Consider the following 19,058-nt stretch of genomic DNA (forward strand, 5'->3'; position numbering starts at 1 on the left):
TCAGACCGATTGCACAGCCAAAACAAACCATGCCTGTCTGAAACCGCATTTCAGACAGGCATGGCAAGTCAGGCTCAAGCTTTATTTGTAATTCGCCGAAACGCGCATATAGTGTTCTGCCGAATAAACCAAGCCTTCCAGCTCTTCATTTGTCAGCTTTCTCACCTGTTTCACGGGCGAACCCACATAAAGGTAGCCGCTTTCCAAACGCTTTCTCGGCGGCACCAGGCTGCCTGCGCCAATCATCACATCGTCTTCGATTACCACGTCATCCAAAACAATCGTGCCCATGCCCACCAAAACGCGGTTGCCGATGGTGCAGCCATGCAGCATCACTTTATGCCCGATGGTTACATCCTCGCCGATAATCAAAGGCGATCCTTCAGGGTTTTTCGCATTTTTATGCGTAACATGCAGCATGCTCAAATCCTGTACATTGCTGCGCTTGCCGATGCGGATTTTGTTGACGTCGCCACGGATTACCGCACACGGCCACACCGACACATCTTCTGCCAAAACCACGTCGCCGATTACCACGCAGGCAGGGTCGATATAGCAGCTCGGGTCAATTAAGGGTTCCGTATCGAGGTAATTTCGAATATTATGCTTATCCATTATGAATGCCTGTCTGAAAAATTGTTTATAATACGACGCATCTTATCAAAGCTTGTTGCACATGAATACCATAGAATGGCTCTGCCGCTTGATTGCCTACGACACAACCAGCCACAATTCCAATTTGGCGCTGATTGACAGCGTAGCCAACCATTTTCTGTCTCACGGCCTAAATCCGTGGGTTACCAAAAATGAAGATTACAGCAAAGCCAACCTCTTCGTAACCATCCCCGCGGCCGACGGCAGCGAGCAGGGCGGATTGATACTTTCCGGCCACACCGACGTGGTGCCCGCCGAACACGAAACCTGGCTTTCCCATCCGTTCCGCGCCGAAATCAGAGACGATAAACTCTACGGGCGCGGCGCCGTTGATATGAAAGGCTTTATCGCCGCCGTGCTTGCCGCCGTGCCTGCCATGAAAAGCGCACGCCTGAAATACCCGCTGCATATTGCCCTTTCGTATGACGAAGAAGTAGGCTGCCTCGGCGCCCCCGATATGATTGAAGAAATACAGGCGCGCGGGCTTAATCCCGAATACTGTATCGTCGGCGAACCCACCGGCATGAAAGCCGTGTTGGCGCATAAAGGCATCCACGTTTTCCGCTGCCGCCTGCACGGCAAACCCGCGCATTCCTCATTGCCCGACCTCGGCGTGAACACCATAGAATACGCCGCACACCTGATCTGCTTTATCCAAAAACTTGCCGAGCGTTTCAAACATCCGCCTTATCACGACCCGAGTTTTAACGTTCCCCATTCCACCCTGAGCGTGAACACCATCAGAGGCGGTAATGCCAACAATATCGTGCCTTCGTTCAGCGAATTTCATTTTGATTACCGTAACCTGCCGCAAATGAGCATGCTCGATGTAATCGACCCTTTATCCGACTACATCCGGCACGAGCTGGAACCGTTGATGCAGAAAACCGATCCGCACGGTCTGGTTGAAATCGACGAAATGGTGAGCGTGCCTGCCATGTCTGTTTCCGGCAGCCCCAAAATTACCGGCCTGCTCAACGTATTGCAAACCCCAACCGCCGAAGAAAACGTGTCTTATACTACGGAGGGAGGCCTCTTTCAGCAAACCGGCATCCACACCATCATCTGCGGCCCCGGCAATATAGAGCAGGCGCACCGGCCAAACGAATTTATCGAGCTGGCGCAGCTGGCGAAGTGTGATGTGTTTTTGGCAAGGCTGATTAAGGCGTTTTCGAAGTGAAGCAATAAGAGAGTATTAACAAATGCCTGTCTGAAAAGTTTCAGACAGGCATTCTCAGTAATATCTATTTTGTTATATCTGTGTTTGGTCTTAATATTAATTAAATTTGTAGAAGTGTAATCAATTAAATTAATTTTTGATACAAGGCAGTAATTAATAAGATAATAAATTGGTACGAAAAGAGCAGAAACGTTGTAACAAAAATTAAGCTAATTGTCTATATAAAAATAAGAAAGATTTAGTATGTGTCATAATCACACAAACGCTTATATCTATGTCATAAATTGTAACAGGTTAATACTAGACAAAGATTGTCTGAGTTTTTGGTATTATTATCAATTAAATGTACAACTATTTATTTGTAAGTTTGTTCGGTTAGTATTGGGAGGTAAGGTTATTCGGCATTGCCAAGTTCCATTAATAGGATTTCGTTCTAAACGAACAACTGTTCCCGTTAATAGGGTACTTACATCCCCACCTAAAGTTGCCTCTAGTCCGGAAAATGAATTTCCATTATTGGTAATTGTAGCTAAACTCACGATATTGGAAGTAGGATTACTGCCATTTAAACCGATATATTCATAAACCGCACCATTAGCATAGGGTTGCCTATTTTGAGTAGGGTCAACGGTAGGAAATCCACCTTGAGAGAGAATAGTATCAATACCCGCTTTGGCAGAAGACAATTCATATACAACTCTTGTGAGTTGGGACTTTGCTATATAATTTTGAAATATAGGTATTGAGATTGCCGATAGTACGCCGATGATGGCTAATACGATCATTAATTCAATTAAACTAAATCCAAGTGAGTCATATTTATTTTTAGCCATAGCCCTCCCCGCTTAAATAAATTTAATTTTGAATTTTTTTATTAAAAAGTTATTAAAAAATTTTTCAATAAATTTTGAAAATGTACTTTATTTGAAATAAGCGTACTACATCCTAAGCATGTAGTACGCTTTTGTTTTAACTTAATATAAGGTATAAGTAAAGATAGTTAGAAAATTATTGTAATGTAGTTGTACAGCCGGCAGGACGGAAATCTCCTGCAACATTTGTAGAACATGTCCAAGTGCCAGTATTATCGCGCGCCCATCGAACACGTTGACCAGTTAAAGTGGCTGCTGCATTGTTACCAAATGTTGCAATAATTGTTGCAGTATTGTTGCCAGTAATTGCTACCTGAGGTACACCTGTACCAGCTGGAATAGTTTCACCAGTTTGTGCGGCTCCATTGAGAAGGCTTGAACCAGTAGCGCCGATAACGCAAGCAGTAGCTACATTAGTATTTGTAGGTGCTGCTACTGTAGTTCGACCGTTCAGCATGCAGGTTTCAACAACAGTTTTCAGATTGCCAGCTTCACCCATAACGCGAGTTACTTGTGAGCGGGCAATATAGTTTTGATACATCGGCAGTGCAATCGCAGCCAAAATACCGATAATGGCGATTACGATCATCAATTCAATCAGGGTAAAGCCTTTTTGTACAGCTTTCATTCTTTCAAACTCCGTATTTATTTAAGTAGTAAAAATTTATCCCGCAATGTATTTGGTAATTTCTTCAAACCATAATAAAGAAGGGAACTTCATCAGTTGCGGCGGGCTGTTTCCAGCATTGCTGCAGACATGAGGTATGTAGCAATAGGTGTGCCAAGATTTGAAATTGGGTAGATTTTGATTTTATTTGTTTGATTTTTAATGAATTAATTATTTATTTTTGCTGTTTGGTAATTTTGATTGATGGTGCCGCTCAGTGGCAATGTGCCGTAATTTGTCAATTAATGAATAATATTTACATATCTTGACTGACATTTTTTGTCAGCCTGCTTAAGCGGGGAGTTTGTGCCGACAAGTGATTTGGAGGCAATGGAAAAATTTATTTTTATAGAAATAGTTACTGTGTTTGTTTAAATAATGGATAATTGGTTTTATTTTTTGATAAAAGGCGTTTGGCGTTGGATTGTTTGGATTGGTTTACAATGTTGGCTGGTAAAGAGGATGAATAGAGAATGCCTGTCTGAAAAAGCTATCTTACGTTCATTAGAGTATTACTGAGTAAAACGATGTGAGTTTAAGCTGCACATTGACCAACTTAAACTTAAGAAGGCAAAGCTACGATATTCAGGCTTTGATTTGTCATCGTTGCAATTACTGAAAAACACTTGGGCGAAGCCTGGGTGTGATGAAATTGTTTTATCTGGTATGGTTTGGTTATATAAGAGAAAAAACGATATTTATCTGTCTGTCTTTAATTACAAATTGGCATTGTAATATTCATAAGCCTTATCCATATTTTCAAATTGATGCAAATGTCCTGCTTCCAGCACCATGGCATTATCACAATACTGCTTCATTGCACTATGGCTGTGGGAAACCAAAATAATGGAGCGGTCTCTTCGTTTTTCAAAAAGCTCATATTTACATTTTGCCGAAAAGCGTGAGTCTCCCACCGCAATCACTTCATCAATCAAATAGCAGTCAAACTCAACCGCTAGCGATAAAGCAAATGCCAACCTTGCTTTCATACCTGAAGAATAGCGTTTTACCGGTTCATATAAATATTGCCCCAGCTCGGAAAACTCTTCAGTAAATCGTTTTACATAATCAGTGTCTACATCATAAATGCGGCAGATAAAACGCAAATTATCCATGCCGGTCAGGCTGCCTTGAAATGCACCGCTAAATGCTAAAGGCCAAGAGATGCTCATGGTTCGTTTGATTTCGCCAGAGGTAGGTGGCTCCACTCCGCTGATCAAACGGATTAAAGTTGACTTGCCTGCACCGTTGCGGCCAAGAATGCCGATTTTTTCACCTTGCTTAAGCTGGAAATTGATATCGTGCAATACTGTGCGCCAACCAGTGTTTGTGCGATATTGTTTTGATACATGTTCAACTGAAATCATTCTGGTTCCACACCCTTACTGAAATTATTCACCATAGCTAAACCAATTAACAGTAATATTAAATTGCAGATAAGCAAAAACCAGATGTTTTCGTATGTGACGATTGAATCGCCAAAATATCCGTGGCGAAACATTTCCGTACCATGCACCATCGGAACCATCAGAGCGTATTCTTGTACTTGATGGGGTAGGGTGTAAACAAAGAAAAAAGCACCGGATAAAGGCAGCGTGATAAAGCTTAAAGTGTTCCATAATTTTCCGAATGCCTCGAAATTAAAAGCAATCGAGCAAATTACCAAGCCTAAGCCGATTGCGAAAAAAGCCATCATTAACCAAGCAACCAGCATATAAAATATATCCGCCGGAGGGTCTATCCATCTCATTAGCACAAACACAGTAACAATTGCAATTTGAGCAATTGTTGCCCCTGCGATTTCTAGTAATATCCGTGCGAAAATGGTGTCTAATACTCGTACGTTCCGGTGATATAGCAAACTTGTATTGGCCGAAATGGCACCGATTGCCCTGTTGGAGGCATTACGCCACATCATCGCCATAGGGTATCCTGTGAGTACAAAGGCGATAATGTTTAAGGTGGAATATTTATCTGCTTGCATGAACTGCCACATTGACACAAGTAGCACTGTTAAAAGCAAAGGCTCTACAAACAGCCATAGAAAACCGATATTATTGCGGCCATAGCGAGTGATAATTTCGCGCATCAGGAGCGCGCCGATAACCCGCTTCTGGATTAACAGTGATTCCCAAAATGAAGTTTTATGCAATTCTTTCATCAGTTTTTATGCTCGCGCACGCTGGCTATCAATAAGCTCAAAATTCCATACATCATCAAACCGATGATAAAAGTAGCAACAATATTATAAAAGCGGTGGGGTTTGGTTGCTAAATCGGGCTCGCTCGGCTGGGACACTACTTCTAAATAGAGCTGTTGGCGGTTGGCTTCTGCTTTGGCGCTTTCAAGTGATGTAATAGCAGCTGCTAATTGCTTGGTAGCCAAGTCATTTTCCAAAAACAAGCGCTGATATTCTTCAGCTTGGCCTGTTAGAGACTTTGAACCTCCGCCGGAAATCATTTTTGTTTGCTGGGCAATTTCTTTCCGCAGGCTTTGCTCACGAGCTTTGAGGCCTTGAAGCTGAGGATTATCCGGGGTAATTGCTTTTACCTGATCCAATTGTGTTTGAATCACAATCAATTCGTCTTGCAACTTGGAAACCAAGCCTATCTGCACTTCTGATTGGGCTTTTAAATCGAAAACTTTATTATTGGTGCGGTAATTGGTCATATTGGCCGCGGTTTTTTTTACCCGCTGTTCCGCTACCTTAACGGCATCTTCAGCATAACGAATGGTATCCTGTCGGGCCCTTTCGTTAAGTTTATTAATCAAATGTTCACCTTGTTTCAGCAAAGCTGCATTGATCTTTTTGGATTCTTTTGCATCAAATGATGTAACTTCCAACAAAGAAATACCGGATACTGCATCAAAATTAATCTGAATTTTATCTTTGTAATATTGATAAAAAGCCTCATTCGATCCAAATAAGCCAAAAGCATTAAAACGGCTGAATATATCGCCTTTTTCCTCATAAAAAGCCCGAACCGGTAAAGCTTTTCCCAGCTCTGCTAGCGCCGTGCGCGAATACATATAATCACGTACTGTATAAGTATCGTCTTGGGCGCGGGAGAAGCCAACATTTTGCAATAATGCCCCTAAACCACTTAAAGAGCTTTGGCTTTTTGAAGAACGCACTACAAAAGTAGATTCTGATGTATATTGATCCGATGCTATTACACTAAAATATACAGCAGAAATAAAAGTGGGGATTACTACAGTAGCCCAAAGTAAAGGTGAAATTTTTTTAGTTAAGCTTTTTTTCTTATTTAATTTTTCAACAGGCCCTTGAGTCTGCTCTTCAACTATTGTTTCTTGTTTTGACATATCCGGTTACAACCTATCAATTTGCAATATTATCAATGCTATTTACCCCGCTAACCACAGGAGAGAACACAAATTGTAAGAATTTTTGCACCTCCTTTAATGGGGCGTTAGAAACGTATACTACGTCTTTATTCTGTACAGGAAAACGTTGCATCCAGAAAAAAGAATTTGCATCAGAAAGATTCAAACGGTAAACCACAGGAATTTCAGCGTCATAAGCATATCCTTCTGCCAACCAATTTCCTTTCTCTTCATCGGGTAAATCTGCCAGAGGTTGATAACGGAACACAAAAACCCCTCGAGCATCCGATCGGTTATCTTGTAAACCGCCCATCCTCCCAATCGCCTCCGCTAAAGATAGGCCTTTAACTGAGAAATTAATCTGCTGGCTATGTCCTACTGCACCCATGGAAGTAAAGCTGTATGGTGTTGTGATCATAGTAACTATGTCATTACGACGCAAAAGAATGTTCTGACGAGGATTGGAAACCAAATCCTCTAGGGCTACAGTTTTGACTTGATCGTCTCGGGTAAGCTGGATATTGGTGTCTTGTACATTCGCTGTAGAGCCACCGACAGCGGCAATTGCATCCAATATCCGTTCTCCGGCTGCTGTTAAAGGCATACGGATACTATTGCCTGCCCGAATAACTGACACATTTGCCGCATTATTGTGCGCTAACCGTACCATTACTTGAGGTTGATTGGCTTTTCTATGCAGGCTCTTTTTGATTTGTTCCTGAATTTGGAGGGGTGTTTTGCCTGCTACATGAATATTACCGACAAAAGGAATAGAAATCATACCCTTTTGATTAACCATCTGTTCGGGCAATTTAGTTGCCTGGGCGGTTCCGGTTCCTGCAACAGAAAGTGAGCCTCCAAATAATACAGCCGGAGCCGCTTCCCAAATCGTAATATCTAGTACATCACCTATACCCACTGCATTAGGTGACGCTTGATTGCTTTCCAGTGACAAAAAAGATTGCCGTAACTGTTGCTGATAAAGATTACGTACAACAGTATCATTAACTTCAATCAATTCAACTTTAGGCACGTTAACATTGGTTTGCTGTCTTTCTAATTGACTGATTTTACGGCCGCTTGGTCCAGAGGACGGAATGCTGCCGCAAGCACTAAGCCCAAGTATAATCATCACAAGTATTAAAGGCTTTTTCATATTTCCAAATAACCTAGATTGCTGGTTAAAGCACCTTTTAAAGTTTTCAATAAACACACAAAAGTCTGAATATATTACACATCAGATTCTGTATCCAATGCCTGTCTGAAAATGAGATTAACATTATAAATTTAATCCCATTTTCAGACAGGCATTATGCTGCATTCATTTCCCTTTTGCAGCCATAATCAGTAATGCTTTCAATTGCATAGACCTACGCCCAAGCCAACTGCTGTGTATTTTTCCAGTCCGTTTTATTTTTTGTTTGTTCAAAACATCAACAATAGCGAAAGCATCCACGAGCTTTCCCGTGTTCGGATGAAGATAAACCGGATAACGCATCATACAACCAACGACTAATTCATAGATCGTTAAACGACGTGTTCGCCTTGATAAAGGCACCATATCTTCGGTCAAGCCCCAGCCCGCGTAAAAAGGAAGTCCATAGCATACGACTTTTTTCCCCCTTAGCAAAGCCTCGAAACCAGCGAGAGAAGTCATTGTGTGAACCTCGTCTACCTGATGGATACATGAAAGAATATCTGCTTCCGATACAATTTGATCAGCAAAAGATAAAGCCGCTTCTTCTGAAACCATACCTACTCTGTTGCCACTCACCACATCAGGATGGGGCTTAAAAACAATATAAGCATCAGGATTTCGCCGTCTTACCGTTTCCAACAAAATCAGATTTGACTGTATTTCCGGAGAGCCATAGCGGATAGAAGCATCGTCTTCCACCTGACCCGGCACTAAAATAACCTTTTCCGGTCGAGGTTCTGGCAATGGCATTCCTCCAATGCCTACATTATATTTGCCAATATTTAATTCATTGAGTTGCTTAATTAATAGTTGGGCAGCATCTATTTCACATTGATCAAATATAGTTTCTTGTAACAGACTTTCCAAACGCGAAACTGTACGTGCATCAAAATAAATACCTTTATTATCTATAACCAATGACAAAGGTGAGGCTAAATTCGATCCTAAACCTACTGAGCGGATAAAACCATCCTCCATAGCCAACACCGGAACCCCATATTGGGCTGCCCAGCGTTCAGCATCCTCTTGCTTGCGCCCCCATACTAAGATTTTTGTATCTTTTGTTAATTTTTCCGAATCAAAATCTGTTACAGAATTAAAAAATTTTAATCTATTCGAAGGTGTTTCTAAAAAAGGAGAGATGGTTTTCTTCTTCCACCAAGATAGACCGGTTATCCAAATCTCTCCTTCTAATAATGTTTCATGCTGTTTATTTTGGCGCAAGTAATCAATTACATCAAAAATCGAACCTTCTTTTCCAAAAAAAGGATTGATATAACAGCTATAGCATAAATATGCCGCAGTAAAGAGCTCCAAAATAGTTGCTTCAGTTCGGCGCCCTAACTGTTTGAGAGGCAAAATTCCTTCATGTCTATCATCTGTTACCCCCCAACCTGCGTACCATGGCAATCCAAAAGTAACAACCCTTTTATTTCTTATTAATGCTTCAAAACCGAATTGGGATGTGACCGTATAAACCTGATCCATTTTTTTCAGTAAAACAGACGGATTCAAATTTTCCGAAATTATCTTTACTTGATCGTTTTGCAATACGTCAGTTAAACACCCTTGCTTTTTTCCTGATAACACATCAGGGTGTACTTTAATCCATAAAACAGCTTCAGGGTTTTCCGCTTGGGCAACCTTAAACATCTCCAAAAAAGTTTCTTTGCTTGCGCCGCCATACTGCAAAGCCAAGTCGCCAACAGTTTGATCTACCAATAAAATATTTTGGCAACTTTCATCTACTGATAACGAATCAGGCCAACTATCTAAGTTACGGTTATATTTGGATAAACCATATTTTAAGACAAGATTCAAAGCCTTCTGTGCTTCATTCGATTTTGAGTGTAATAAGTTTTTGTCTCGAATCAAGCGCTCCAGCTTTGAAGGATTTGTTGCATCATAATAAATCCCCACATCATCTATTACCAATGATAAAGGAGCTTCTCCTTCCACTCCCAAACCCATTGATCGTAAAAAGCCATCTTCCAAGTAAATAATTGGTTTTTTTAATATCTTTTGAGCAAACAATCTTCTTTTGGGGTGCTTTTTACCCCATAAAATAAAGGCATCATCAAGCAAATCAGAAGAAAGAAGAGATTTCAGATATTTCCGTTGCCGAAACAAACCCAAACTGGAGAGCATCATATTATTTTTTAGAAGCAATCACTGCTTCGATTTTTTCCAAAAATTTTTGCCATGTAAAATTATTCAACACAAAATCTGCACCAGCCTTAGCCATTTCTAAATCTTGTTTGGACGGGCCATGTTTTAAACGCTCAAATAAAGCTACTGCCTCATCTTCAGAGTGAACAATATGGCAGTAATCTTTAAATAACCTATCCATCGCCAAACTTGGTGTCGAAACTAAAATACCACCGCAAGCCAACACTTCTACCACACGACGGGAAAACATAGTTGGAGAATCTTCAATCGTATTCACATTAAGCGATACGGCAAATTGCCTGTAAATATCAGCTGTTTGAACATAATCTACAGCAGGACGTACTGTTAAGCCAAATTCTGCTTCTGGATAGCGGTAATTATCTGATTTTCTATCAGAATTTCGATCAAAAATCGTTACTGGCAGACCTGCTTTGGCAGCTGCTCTAAACAATAATTCTTGCCGCTCCCTGCGCTTATTATGGATATGTTTGCTGTAGCTGCCAATAAAATTGGCGGCCATATACTTAAAATTAAACCCTTGATAATTATGGATTCGAGGTTGAACAGGAAACATAGCTACATCAACCGTAGTTTCTGATGGCACGACTACTCTATATCGTTCTACGCAATTTTGATCTACGGTAAAAATATGGTCGAAATGTTTGGCAGAATCAATAAAGCGGTCAAAATGAATCGAGTCTTCTTTATTCCAAAAAACGGTGGGAATTCCCTTGTCTTTGGCCGTCTGAACCAAACGCACTAATTTTTTGTTAGTACGCTTGGGATTGTCGGGATAAGCAGCAACTTTATATTTCCAGCAATTTTTGTAGCCGTTCCAAGCGGATTCGACCAATAAAATCGGATTATCTTTGTTGCTAAGTTGCCACCAAGACTCTTGAATGTTGATGTCTTCACAAAGTAAAGATTGGCGAGTCAGTTCATCGCTGATTAAATAGCATTTCATCAGCTAACCTTATGGATATTAGTTTCCAAAATTACACTCTTTCCTTTTGGATAGAACTCTTGAATAGAGAAAAACACTTTGGTACCAGCTGGGATTTTAAATATGATTTCTCGTTCATACACTTGATATGGCTGAGTTGTAATATATTTAAAATACCCGATTTCCGCCCAATCAGATTTAGCATATTTTTGTTGCGTATAAAATTCGCTATTTTCCGGCTCATATTTAACCGTATGAAGCAGATCTCTTTGGCCAACTTGATGATTGCCAGCCAACATAATATTGATAGACACAGTAGAATCTGCATCTTTTTTACCTTGTAGGATTAAAGGCTGATATGAAGAATCATCCTTCTTTTTAATCGGCAGAGCATCCATAAAAAGCGGCAAATAATCTATATGGATAATATTCTGCTCCAAATTCTTTTGATAGATATTTAAATGATTGATATAGTTCAATAAATGCAGGTAAACCTTTTTGTCATAATGATAAGGTTGAAGCCCCCATTTGTGCTCATCATCCGCTTTTAATAACTCCACAGGATATTCAAGAACTTTAATCCCACTTGATTGCTCGATATAGGTATACAGTTTACCCAACCAAGCATTATTTTCATCAATCCACGACTGATAAGTATCAGCAACAACATTTCCGTCCGATACCGTTTTATTGGTCCAAAAAACCTTATTCAAAATAATTTTATGTAGAAAATTGTGTTGCTTGGCTAAGGCTATAAACTTATCCCAACCTTCTTTCCATCTCTCAAAAAATTCATTGCTGTTAGATGGAATTACTTTTCCTGATTTATCGTAGTGGCAATTATTGGATAGCTCAGGGGATAAAGTAAAAATTTCATTTTGCTCCGATGCAAACAAATTAAATCTTTCATCAATCAAATCAATAATCAGCCAATCAAACTGATTATGAGTAAGAGAATGTTCTGTTTTTTTTAAAACATCGTTTTCTACCATACGACGCTGAAATGCCGAAGGAATAGTAGATAAATCTAATCCTTGTACTACATTATGATGAAACGCACTGGCAAATGAGGTTCTTGCCAAATAGGAAGTGATGTTATAGTTCGCCCCTTCTTTCAATGCAAAGGCATCTCGGCTGACACAAGATCCTAAAATAAATAGCTTGTTCATATTTTACTAATTTTTAAATGTTTTATATTTTAAATCATATACTTGTGTTTTACCTTTAGGGTAAAAGTCTTTAATAGAAAATTCCACAATATCTGATAATGGAAATGGAATTGTGAAAGTTATTTCGTATCTTCCCACTTTTGTTGGTATATACTTAAAAAGCCCTATATCTGATGCAGATGATAATACCAATCCATAATTAGCTGGTTTTGCTTCATTAAAATATTGGGGGGTAAATGATAATAATAAATCTTTTGAGCCTACATTATCATCAGACTCTAAATAAAGCGTAATTTCAAAAAAATTATCATCATTATTACTTTTTTCAATTTTAATTAATTTATTTTTATAGTCTGCAAAAAATTTTCTTTTCTCTACCCAATTTCTAACGTCATCTTGATAAGAATCAAAATAAGCAATAGAGTCCGCTACACTTTTATACATTAGATGCCCAGTTTTAGGCACAATTTCTAAAAAATAATTCACATCTAACTCATCGCACTTATTAATAAAATAATAGATATGCTCCTTCAGATAATTAAACGGATGAAAGCGAGTTTGGGTAATAAAAAATGTAGGATATTTTCTTTTATCAACGCTAGCTAATAAACAAGTTAAATCTGTCCAATAAGGAAAGTCCTGATTTAAAACTACATCTAAGCAATTTTTTATTAGATGATTATTATCTGTATATTCTGTATTTTTGAGTCTAATTTGTGGGACGTTTGCGAAAACAGCTTCGGCACCACATAATAGACCAAATAAAATAGCACCATATCCTCCCATTGAGGAACCCCAAAAATATAACCTATCGCTTTGAGTTTCTTTCTTAATCTGCTCAATTAGCTTAAGCATTAAATCTTTTACAAAAAAATCTCCATTTTCACCAAGAAACCAAGTACCGCCATTATTAAATCCAAAATTGTCCAACGGACAAACCACATTCCAATCTGAGTGGCAAAAACTACTTGGGACGGAACTAAATCCTTGACCATGCAGAATAAAAACTGTTCTAGCTTCGTGCGGTTTTTCAGCCAACCTTAATGCATAGTGTAATTTGCGGCCATAATTATCTTGAACAAAAGGATAGACAATATTTGACATTATTTTTCCTTATGCTATTTCAATCAATTCTATATGAGAAGATTGAAAACGTTCGTCCCACACAACAATTTTCACCTGTGATAGTTTTGCTGGTTGGTCAAGAGTAAAACACAAATTGTCAGAACAAACTCCATTTGCACAGTTTAAATATTTAAACCAACCTATGTTGTTGTAGTTGGAAAAACTCAACCCTGAAATTACCTTAACGTCCCGATCAAAAGTAAAGGAAATTAGGAAAGCTTTTGGAGAAACGGCCTTCTCTGAAGAAACTATTTTATATTTACCTTCATATAGATTCTTGACTTTAGGGTTAGTGATATGAAAGCTGGTATTTTTATCCAAAATTTCAATATCATTTACTTGGTAATAGTATTCTTTATTTTCAACAAAATTTTGGATACTATATTTTAGAGTAGGAAATGCTTTTTCTAATTCTTCAATATTTTCACTTCTAGGGTATTTTGCCAACTCGGCTTCAATCGAAATATTTTCAGTATTCGCTGTTTGAGAGAATCGGTAATGAGTGTCTTGTTGCTTATGGTAGGTTTGTAAATACATTATATTGCGTGAATCAACAATTACAGGAATATTCTGATCCAAATTATGATGACTATACATTGGAGGAAGTTCTAAATTTCCATTTTCCCAATAGCCAATATACGCTTGTCCCATAGATGGATATTTCTGTACTACATTTCTAAAATCGATGTAATTATCATCTTTATAAAATGCAGCAATGCCTTTACCAAAAGATACCGCCATATTCTTATAGGCTTTGGTATTATATTTAGCCAAATTCTCCAAATAATCAACTGATAATAGGTCGTCGTCATCTAACCGGAAAAAAGCAACCGAACCATCTTTTTTATCTTTCAATACCGTATAAATCGGGTTCTCAGGATGATTATCAGATTCACACAAATATAAAAACGGATATTTTTTCTGCAAATCAAATAGCATATTTTTCCATTTTTCAGGCAAAATAGATGAGTACAAAACAATATAAAGAAAATCAAATTGTTTCTGCATTTTTGCCATTATTGGTAACGAAATTTCTGCAAAAATTTTTGCTCTGACACTCATTCTCTCATCCGAAAATAGATGAGCAATATATTCCTGTTCTGTAAAGTTTGATACGTTCCAAACATTGCTTTTAGGAATATATAAACTAAATCTTGTCTGTCCGATAAAATACATAAACGTTCTCCCAATTAAAATCTAAATGCTTTTAAATACTGAAGCTCAATCTCGGCATCTTTCTGCCATAGCACCAATTTCAACTGCTCCACTTTGTTTTTCCCGCTTAACGGTATTTCCAAAAAACAGGCAGTATCATTTTGGGTGGTATCTAAATATTTATATAACCCAATTTCTTTGATATCAGACGGTTTAAATCCTGAAACAGGCTCGCTGTTGGCTGACTTTAATGCTACCAACGCCGCATTTACCTTGATATTTTCTGATAGTTTAAAGTTATATTCCAAAATCAGCTTACAATCACTTTGTGCATCCTTCGGCAAGTCAATCGCAATGGTTTCGGCGGTCAATTTACGGTTTTGGATTTCTGCAATCTGTTGCTGTTCAAACGCTTCGGCAATTGGCGCCGGTGCATAAGCAAAACGTGCTGCCGATAAATGTATTTGTTTGCGTAGCTGTCTGACGAAATATTCAACCGAATAGCGGTCTTTGATCAACTCTATGCCTTGTTGTTTGTAGAGGTCGAACTTAGCCAAGTTGTTTTGGCGGTTGATATGGTCTGCCATTGAGTTGATGGAATCGAAAATATATTTTTCAGGATAGATGTATTCTACGCCATTCCAGTTGAGCAGCAGCCCTTGATTGCCCGCAGAAAAGCCGTCTGCCGGTGCGATGTGGAAACTTTCGGGAATTTCTTCATTATCGCTGGTTGATAATATGAAACCGATATCTTTTAATTCTGTTCTGACATCGACCCAGCCTTTGACTACAACGGATTTTTGCAAATTATTTTGCTGAATATACCGCTTGCACTCGTCGAAATATGCCATCTCGGTTTGGTTGTTTTTTACCCAAGATAGATCTTCGGGCATTTTTCCATACACAAACAATTTGTATTTTTTATTTGTTTCCACTAATTGTTTTAATACTTTTAAGGCATTCAGGTAGCCTTTTCGGGAAGGCAGAATACCGATAATACCAAGATTAAAGAGCTTTTCTTTGTTATTAGACTGCTCGTAATTTTCGCTATCCAAGTAGTTTGGCAATAAACAGGCTTGAGCTCTCGGAATACGGGTGTATTCAACTAATTTTTCAAAGAAATAGAGTGATACGGCAAAAACTCGGTTGACTTTGGTAAAGTCGATCTGTTTAAACCATTGTGTTGTCAGCTCAAAACGGTGCATTCTGATAAAAAGCTTCTGATTGGTTCTGACACGCTGGCTATACCAAACAGCATTGCCCAACATCCATTCACAGAAGATGATTTCAGCCCATTGCAGGCAATCTTCGCTGTGTTGTTCGTTGTGTGCATTATGTCCTGTCCACTCGTCTATGCGGATTTGGTAGAACTGTTCCAAAGTCGGTAAAACGGGCTTGATAAATTTTAAATCATAGCCTGCCACAACCATTCGCTGTTTGATAGCGTTCAAAAAGCCGTTGTAGTTTTGACTATAAATTTCGTTCAGAACGCTTTTAATTCTTTCACTATAATTAAAGGTTTCAACCAAGCGGCGTTGTTGATTGATAAAATCCGCCAATTCGATAAAGTCGCTCTCGCTAATATCAAAACGGTTGTAGGTAATCATAGACTGAATTGCTGTCTGTAAGCCTACCTGTAAGCGGATTTGGTAATAATCCACACCTTGTTTGGATAATTTTTCTTGTGCGGTTTGCCATACTATTATATGGTTTTTTAATTCACGGGAGCCATAATTTTGGGTAGACGAGGCTTCTTCATTGATTTTTTTGTTGTAAACAAATGTTGGGTGATCGATATAGACAATATTTTCCGCAACTGAAAACACATCGGATAAATACAGAGTATCTTCACCTATTCTCAAATCAGAACGCCATTTAATCTGATTTTGGTTAAGCAACTCTCTTTTGATCATACTGGGTACGGTGGTGCTTTGTTTGCTAATGATTGTTTCGATCATGCCCCGTTTATCCAAACCTGAGATATTTCCTTGAATACGATTAGCAATACTCCGCTTATTTCCATCGTCAACAATTAAGTAGCCGCGAACAATATCAGCATTATGTTCTTTTGCTGTTTGAAAATGTATGTTCAGAGTATCGCTGAGAATTTCGTCATCACAATCTAAAAAGAAAACATATTTTCCGACCGCTTGAGATACGCCTAAATTACGCGGTTCAGACGGTGAGCCGCTATTCTGCGGCATTTGTAATACTTTCCAATTTGACTGCGAAGCAACCTGCTCTTTTAAATGAGACAAGGTGTGGTCGGTAGAACAGTCATCTACAAAGATCACTTCATATTGTGAAGCGGGATATTCAATCTTCTGTAAAGAAGCGATACAGGCTTCTATTTTTCCAATTGCATTGTAACAAGGAACAATAATGCTGATATCCATCATTTCCCCTCGTGTTTGTTGATGTAGTAAACAGGCAATTCAACGGCTTGCTTAAAATATTTAACCGCTTCTGAAAATTTTTTTGCTGAGGCAAAAATATGGTTCATATTCATTGTTGATTCAAAGATGTATTTTTGGTTTTTATGCGGCGTTAAGGCGATATAACCATCAGAAAGATAGCTACTGTGCAATAGGGCTTTTTCGACAACAGAGGGATTTAATACTTCCAAATTATCCGTTAAAACAAAATACGGGGTGTCGAGATATTGAGTATTCTGCTTGCCATAACGCAAAAGATATGATTCGGCTAGCACGTTTATCTTGCCGTAGTTAAAATCGGTATATAGCTCCGCAGACTCCAAACCGGAAACATTATCGTCAAGTACAGCAAGTAAGCGGTACTGTGGATGGCTGAACTTTTGTTGGAAAAGACGGATGGCAGCTTTCAACTGCAATTTCCCCGTTACCTTCACAGCTAAAGTTACTTTCTCCAGTTGTTTGTTATACACTACCCCTACTGTATCTAAAATGGTTTCAAAGCGTTTTTGATAAGTGTGGTTTGCCAAAACATTATTCAGATTTTCTTCACGAATACGTTCAATGGTTTGGTTGTCCAAATCTTTCAGCCTGTTTGGTTCTGTATCTAAAAAAATGACATTCTTGCCAAAAAGACGATCCATTCCCTTGGAATAGTTTGACAAAACTAAGGTATTGCTTGACATCAATTCAAATACGCGACGAGCAAACATCGTGTCAGAATCGACTACTGTATTTAAATTTAATCCAAATAAGCTAGATTTATAAATTCTGCTTGTTTCTTTATTGGAAACACTTGGCTTTTCATATTCCTGATATTGCTCAGGAATTAAATGATTTGGATCATTATCACCATAATAGCGGTTATAAAACTCCAGTTCGTAACCACTATCAATCAAACTGTCAAATAATTGATACATTGTTTTGGAACGCTCAACATGATTTGCATACCAACTTCCAGCAAATACTATTTTTTCAGTACGTGGTACAGATGGATTATCAATAGGATTAAAAACCGCAGGATTAGTCGCAAACGGTAGGGCGTATACATTTTTTAAACCGTATTCTTTTTGATACAGTTCTACGCATTCTTGTGCTGTGGTAAATACAAAGTCGAACAGACAGGCCGTCTTGACAAAATCGTGAACACGGTCGGGATAATGGGTTGGGTCTTCCTTGTTCCAGAAAACTGTCGGAATGCCGTTTTTATCGCAATAATCGATGATTTCAAGCAATTCAGTGCGGTTTTCTTTTTGGAAATTTACGCTAGCGTAGATTTTGCCCTTCCATGGACGTGTAACGCTGTCTGTGCCACTCCAAGCGGATTCGCAAAAAAACAGATCGGGTTTTTGTTGCGAAAAAACTGCCTTCCAGTTATTAGGTGTAATAATGATTGGGGTGAATTCGTTTTGAAATGAGTTAAAACTAAACTCATCCAAAATAACAGCTACTTTTAAGTCTTTCGCGGTTTTATGAGCAAAATTGAGCTTAAAGGCTTTACGCTTTTGCTTAGAATGATGAGCCGTTTTTTGAATAGCTGATTCTTCAAGAGGTTTGACAGGGGTGTTTACCAATGTTTCAAAAGTATCATCCACCACTTTTTTAGTGGAAAACGGTTCATACCATTTGACCCATCTTTTTTCAAACGAAGTTAACGTGTGTTTTTTCTGCTTGCGGGTCAAATGCTCTGCATAAATGGATAATAAGGCTTTGGGTGTAATGAAGTGTCGGATTGGATGTTGAAGGAAATCCAATATCAAACGCCCAAATTGGTAAGCAATGGTTTGATTGTGCTTATCTTGAAAACGTTGGGTTAATAAGAGCTGATATTTGCTTTTTTCGATACGCAAGTGATATAACTCATCTTCTAATTGATGAATCTTTTGTTGTTGTTCTGCTTGAGTGTCTTCTAATAGACGATTAAATACCTTGATGATTTTTTCCAGTTGTGCATCATCAAGGTATGTATTTTCCTGCTTGATGCGGGATTTTATACCTTCTAACTCCTTGTTATTCATAGCCAGCTTATTTCCTAATGTGATGTAATTGCTTTCATTTTTACATGTTATCTAAACAGAAAATCTATAAGTTATTTAAACCGCTTATCTTGATTCGATATTATCTGCAACCTGAATTTTGTGCTATTTTG

15 protein-coding genes are annotated in these 19,058 nt (G+C 38.6%); 1 reads left to right on the forward strand and 14 read right to left on the reverse strand.

The genetic code is table 11. The annotated features are described in order from the left end of the window. Nucleotides 1-81: 81 nt before the first annotated feature. A complete protein-coding gene (locus tag EL143_RS03875) occupies nucleotides 82-615 on the reverse strand; it encodes a gamma carbonic anhydrase family protein (protein ID WP_085417231.1) in 534 nt (177 codons plus the stop codon). Nucleotides 616-676: 61 nt separating this feature from the next. Between EL143_RS03875 and argE the strand changes: the two genes are divergently transcribed. Further along, entirely contained in the window at nucleotides 677-1,834 is a 1,158-nt protein-coding gene (argE, locus tag EL143_RS03880) for an acetylornithine deacetylase (RefSeq protein WP_085417232.1), read from the forward strand. A 335-nt stretch (nucleotides 1,835-2,169) separates the two neighbouring features. Here the strand turns inward: argE and EL143_RS03885 are convergent, their stop codons facing one another. The 13 genes from EL143_RS03885 to EL143_RS03945 form a co-directional block, all read right to left on the reverse strand. Next, entirely contained in the window at nucleotides 2,170-2,667 is a 498-nt protein-coding gene (locus tag EL143_RS03885) for a pilin (RefSeq protein ID WP_085417531.1), read from the reverse strand. Nucleotides 2,668-2,842: 175 nt separating this feature from the next. After that, complete coding sequence (locus tag EL143_RS03890) at nucleotides 2,843-3,334, reverse strand: pilin (protein ID WP_085417529.1); 492 nt, start codon at nucleotides 3,332-3,334, stop codon at nucleotides 2,843-2,845. A 755-nt stretch (nucleotides 3,335-4,089) separates the two neighbouring features. Beyond that, a complete protein-coding gene (locus EL143_RS03895; RefSeq protein ID WP_085417528.1) occupies nucleotides 4,090-4,740 on the reverse strand; it encodes an ABC transporter ATP-binding protein in 651 nt (216 codons plus the stop codon). Continuing rightward, complete coding sequence (locus EL143_RS03900; protein WP_085417527.1) at nucleotides 4,737-5,534, reverse strand: ABC transporter permease; 798 nt, start codon at nucleotides 5,532-5,534, stop codon at nucleotides 4,737-4,739. The genes EL143_RS03895 and EL143_RS03900 overlap by 4 nt, the downstream gene beginning before the upstream one ends. Then, nucleotides 5,534-6,697 (reverse strand): capsule biosynthesis protein, encoded by a 1,164-nt coding sequence (locus tag EL143_RS03905; protein ID WP_085417526.1) that lies wholly within the window; start codon nucleotides 6,695-6,697, stop codon nucleotides 5,534-5,536. The genes EL143_RS03900 and EL143_RS03905 overlap by 1 nt, the downstream gene beginning before the upstream one ends. Nucleotides 6,698-6,713: 16 nt before the next feature. Beyond that, nucleotides 6,714-7,874: a polysaccharide biosynthesis/export family protein gene (locus tag EL143_RS03910; RefSeq protein WP_085417525.1), complete on the reverse strand. Its 1,161-nt coding sequence runs from the start codon at nucleotides 7,872-7,874 to the stop codon at nucleotides 6,714-6,716. A gap of 165 nt (nucleotides 7,875-8,039) precedes the next feature. Beyond that, complete coding sequence (locus EL143_RS03915; RefSeq protein ID WP_197719617.1) at nucleotides 8,040-10,067, reverse strand: capsular polysaccharide biosynthesis protein; 2,028 nt, start codon at nucleotides 10,065-10,067, stop codon at nucleotides 8,040-8,042. Nucleotide 10,068: 1 nt separating this feature from the next. Next, nucleotides 10,069-11,049: a CgeB family protein gene (locus tag EL143_RS03920; RefSeq protein WP_085417524.1), complete on the reverse strand. Its 981-nt coding sequence runs from the start codon at nucleotides 11,047-11,049 to the stop codon at nucleotides 10,069-10,071. Next, nucleotides 11,049-12,197: a DUF6270 domain-containing protein gene (locus tag EL143_RS03925; RefSeq protein WP_126326560.1), complete on the reverse strand. Its 1,149-nt coding sequence runs from the start codon at nucleotides 12,195-12,197 to the stop codon at nucleotides 11,049-11,051. Before EL143_RS03925 ends, EL143_RS03920 begins: the two co-directional genes overlap by 1 nt. A 6-nt stretch (nucleotides 12,198-12,203) precedes the next feature. Then, nucleotides 12,204-13,301: an alpha/beta hydrolase gene (locus EL143_RS03930; protein ID WP_126326562.1), complete on the reverse strand. Its 1,098-nt coding sequence runs from the start codon at nucleotides 13,299-13,301 to the stop codon at nucleotides 12,204-12,206. 9 nt (nucleotides 13,302-13,310) lie between these two features. Then, nucleotides 13,311-14,498: a glycosyltransferase gene (locus tag EL143_RS03935; RefSeq protein WP_085417546.1), complete on the reverse strand. Its 1,188-nt coding sequence runs from the start codon at nucleotides 14,496-14,498 to the stop codon at nucleotides 13,311-13,313. A 14-nt stretch (nucleotides 14,499-14,512) separates the two neighbouring features. Further along, complete coding sequence (locus EL143_RS03940) at nucleotides 14,513-16,876, reverse strand: glycosyltransferase (RefSeq protein WP_085417547.1); 2,364 nt, start codon at nucleotides 16,874-16,876, stop codon at nucleotides 14,513-14,515. Continuing rightward, nucleotides 16,873-18,927: a CgeB family protein gene (locus EL143_RS03945; RefSeq protein ID WP_085417548.1), complete on the reverse strand. Its 2,055-nt coding sequence runs from the start codon at nucleotides 18,925-18,927 to the stop codon at nucleotides 16,873-16,875. Before EL143_RS03945 ends, EL143_RS03940 begins: the two co-directional genes overlap by 4 nt. Nucleotides 18,928-19,058 lie beyond the last annotated feature (131 nt).

The sequence above is a fragment of the Neisseria canis genome (assembly GCF_900636765.1).
GTDB lineage: Bacteria > Pseudomonadota > Gammaproteobacteria > Burkholderiales > Neisseriaceae > Neisseria > Neisseria canis.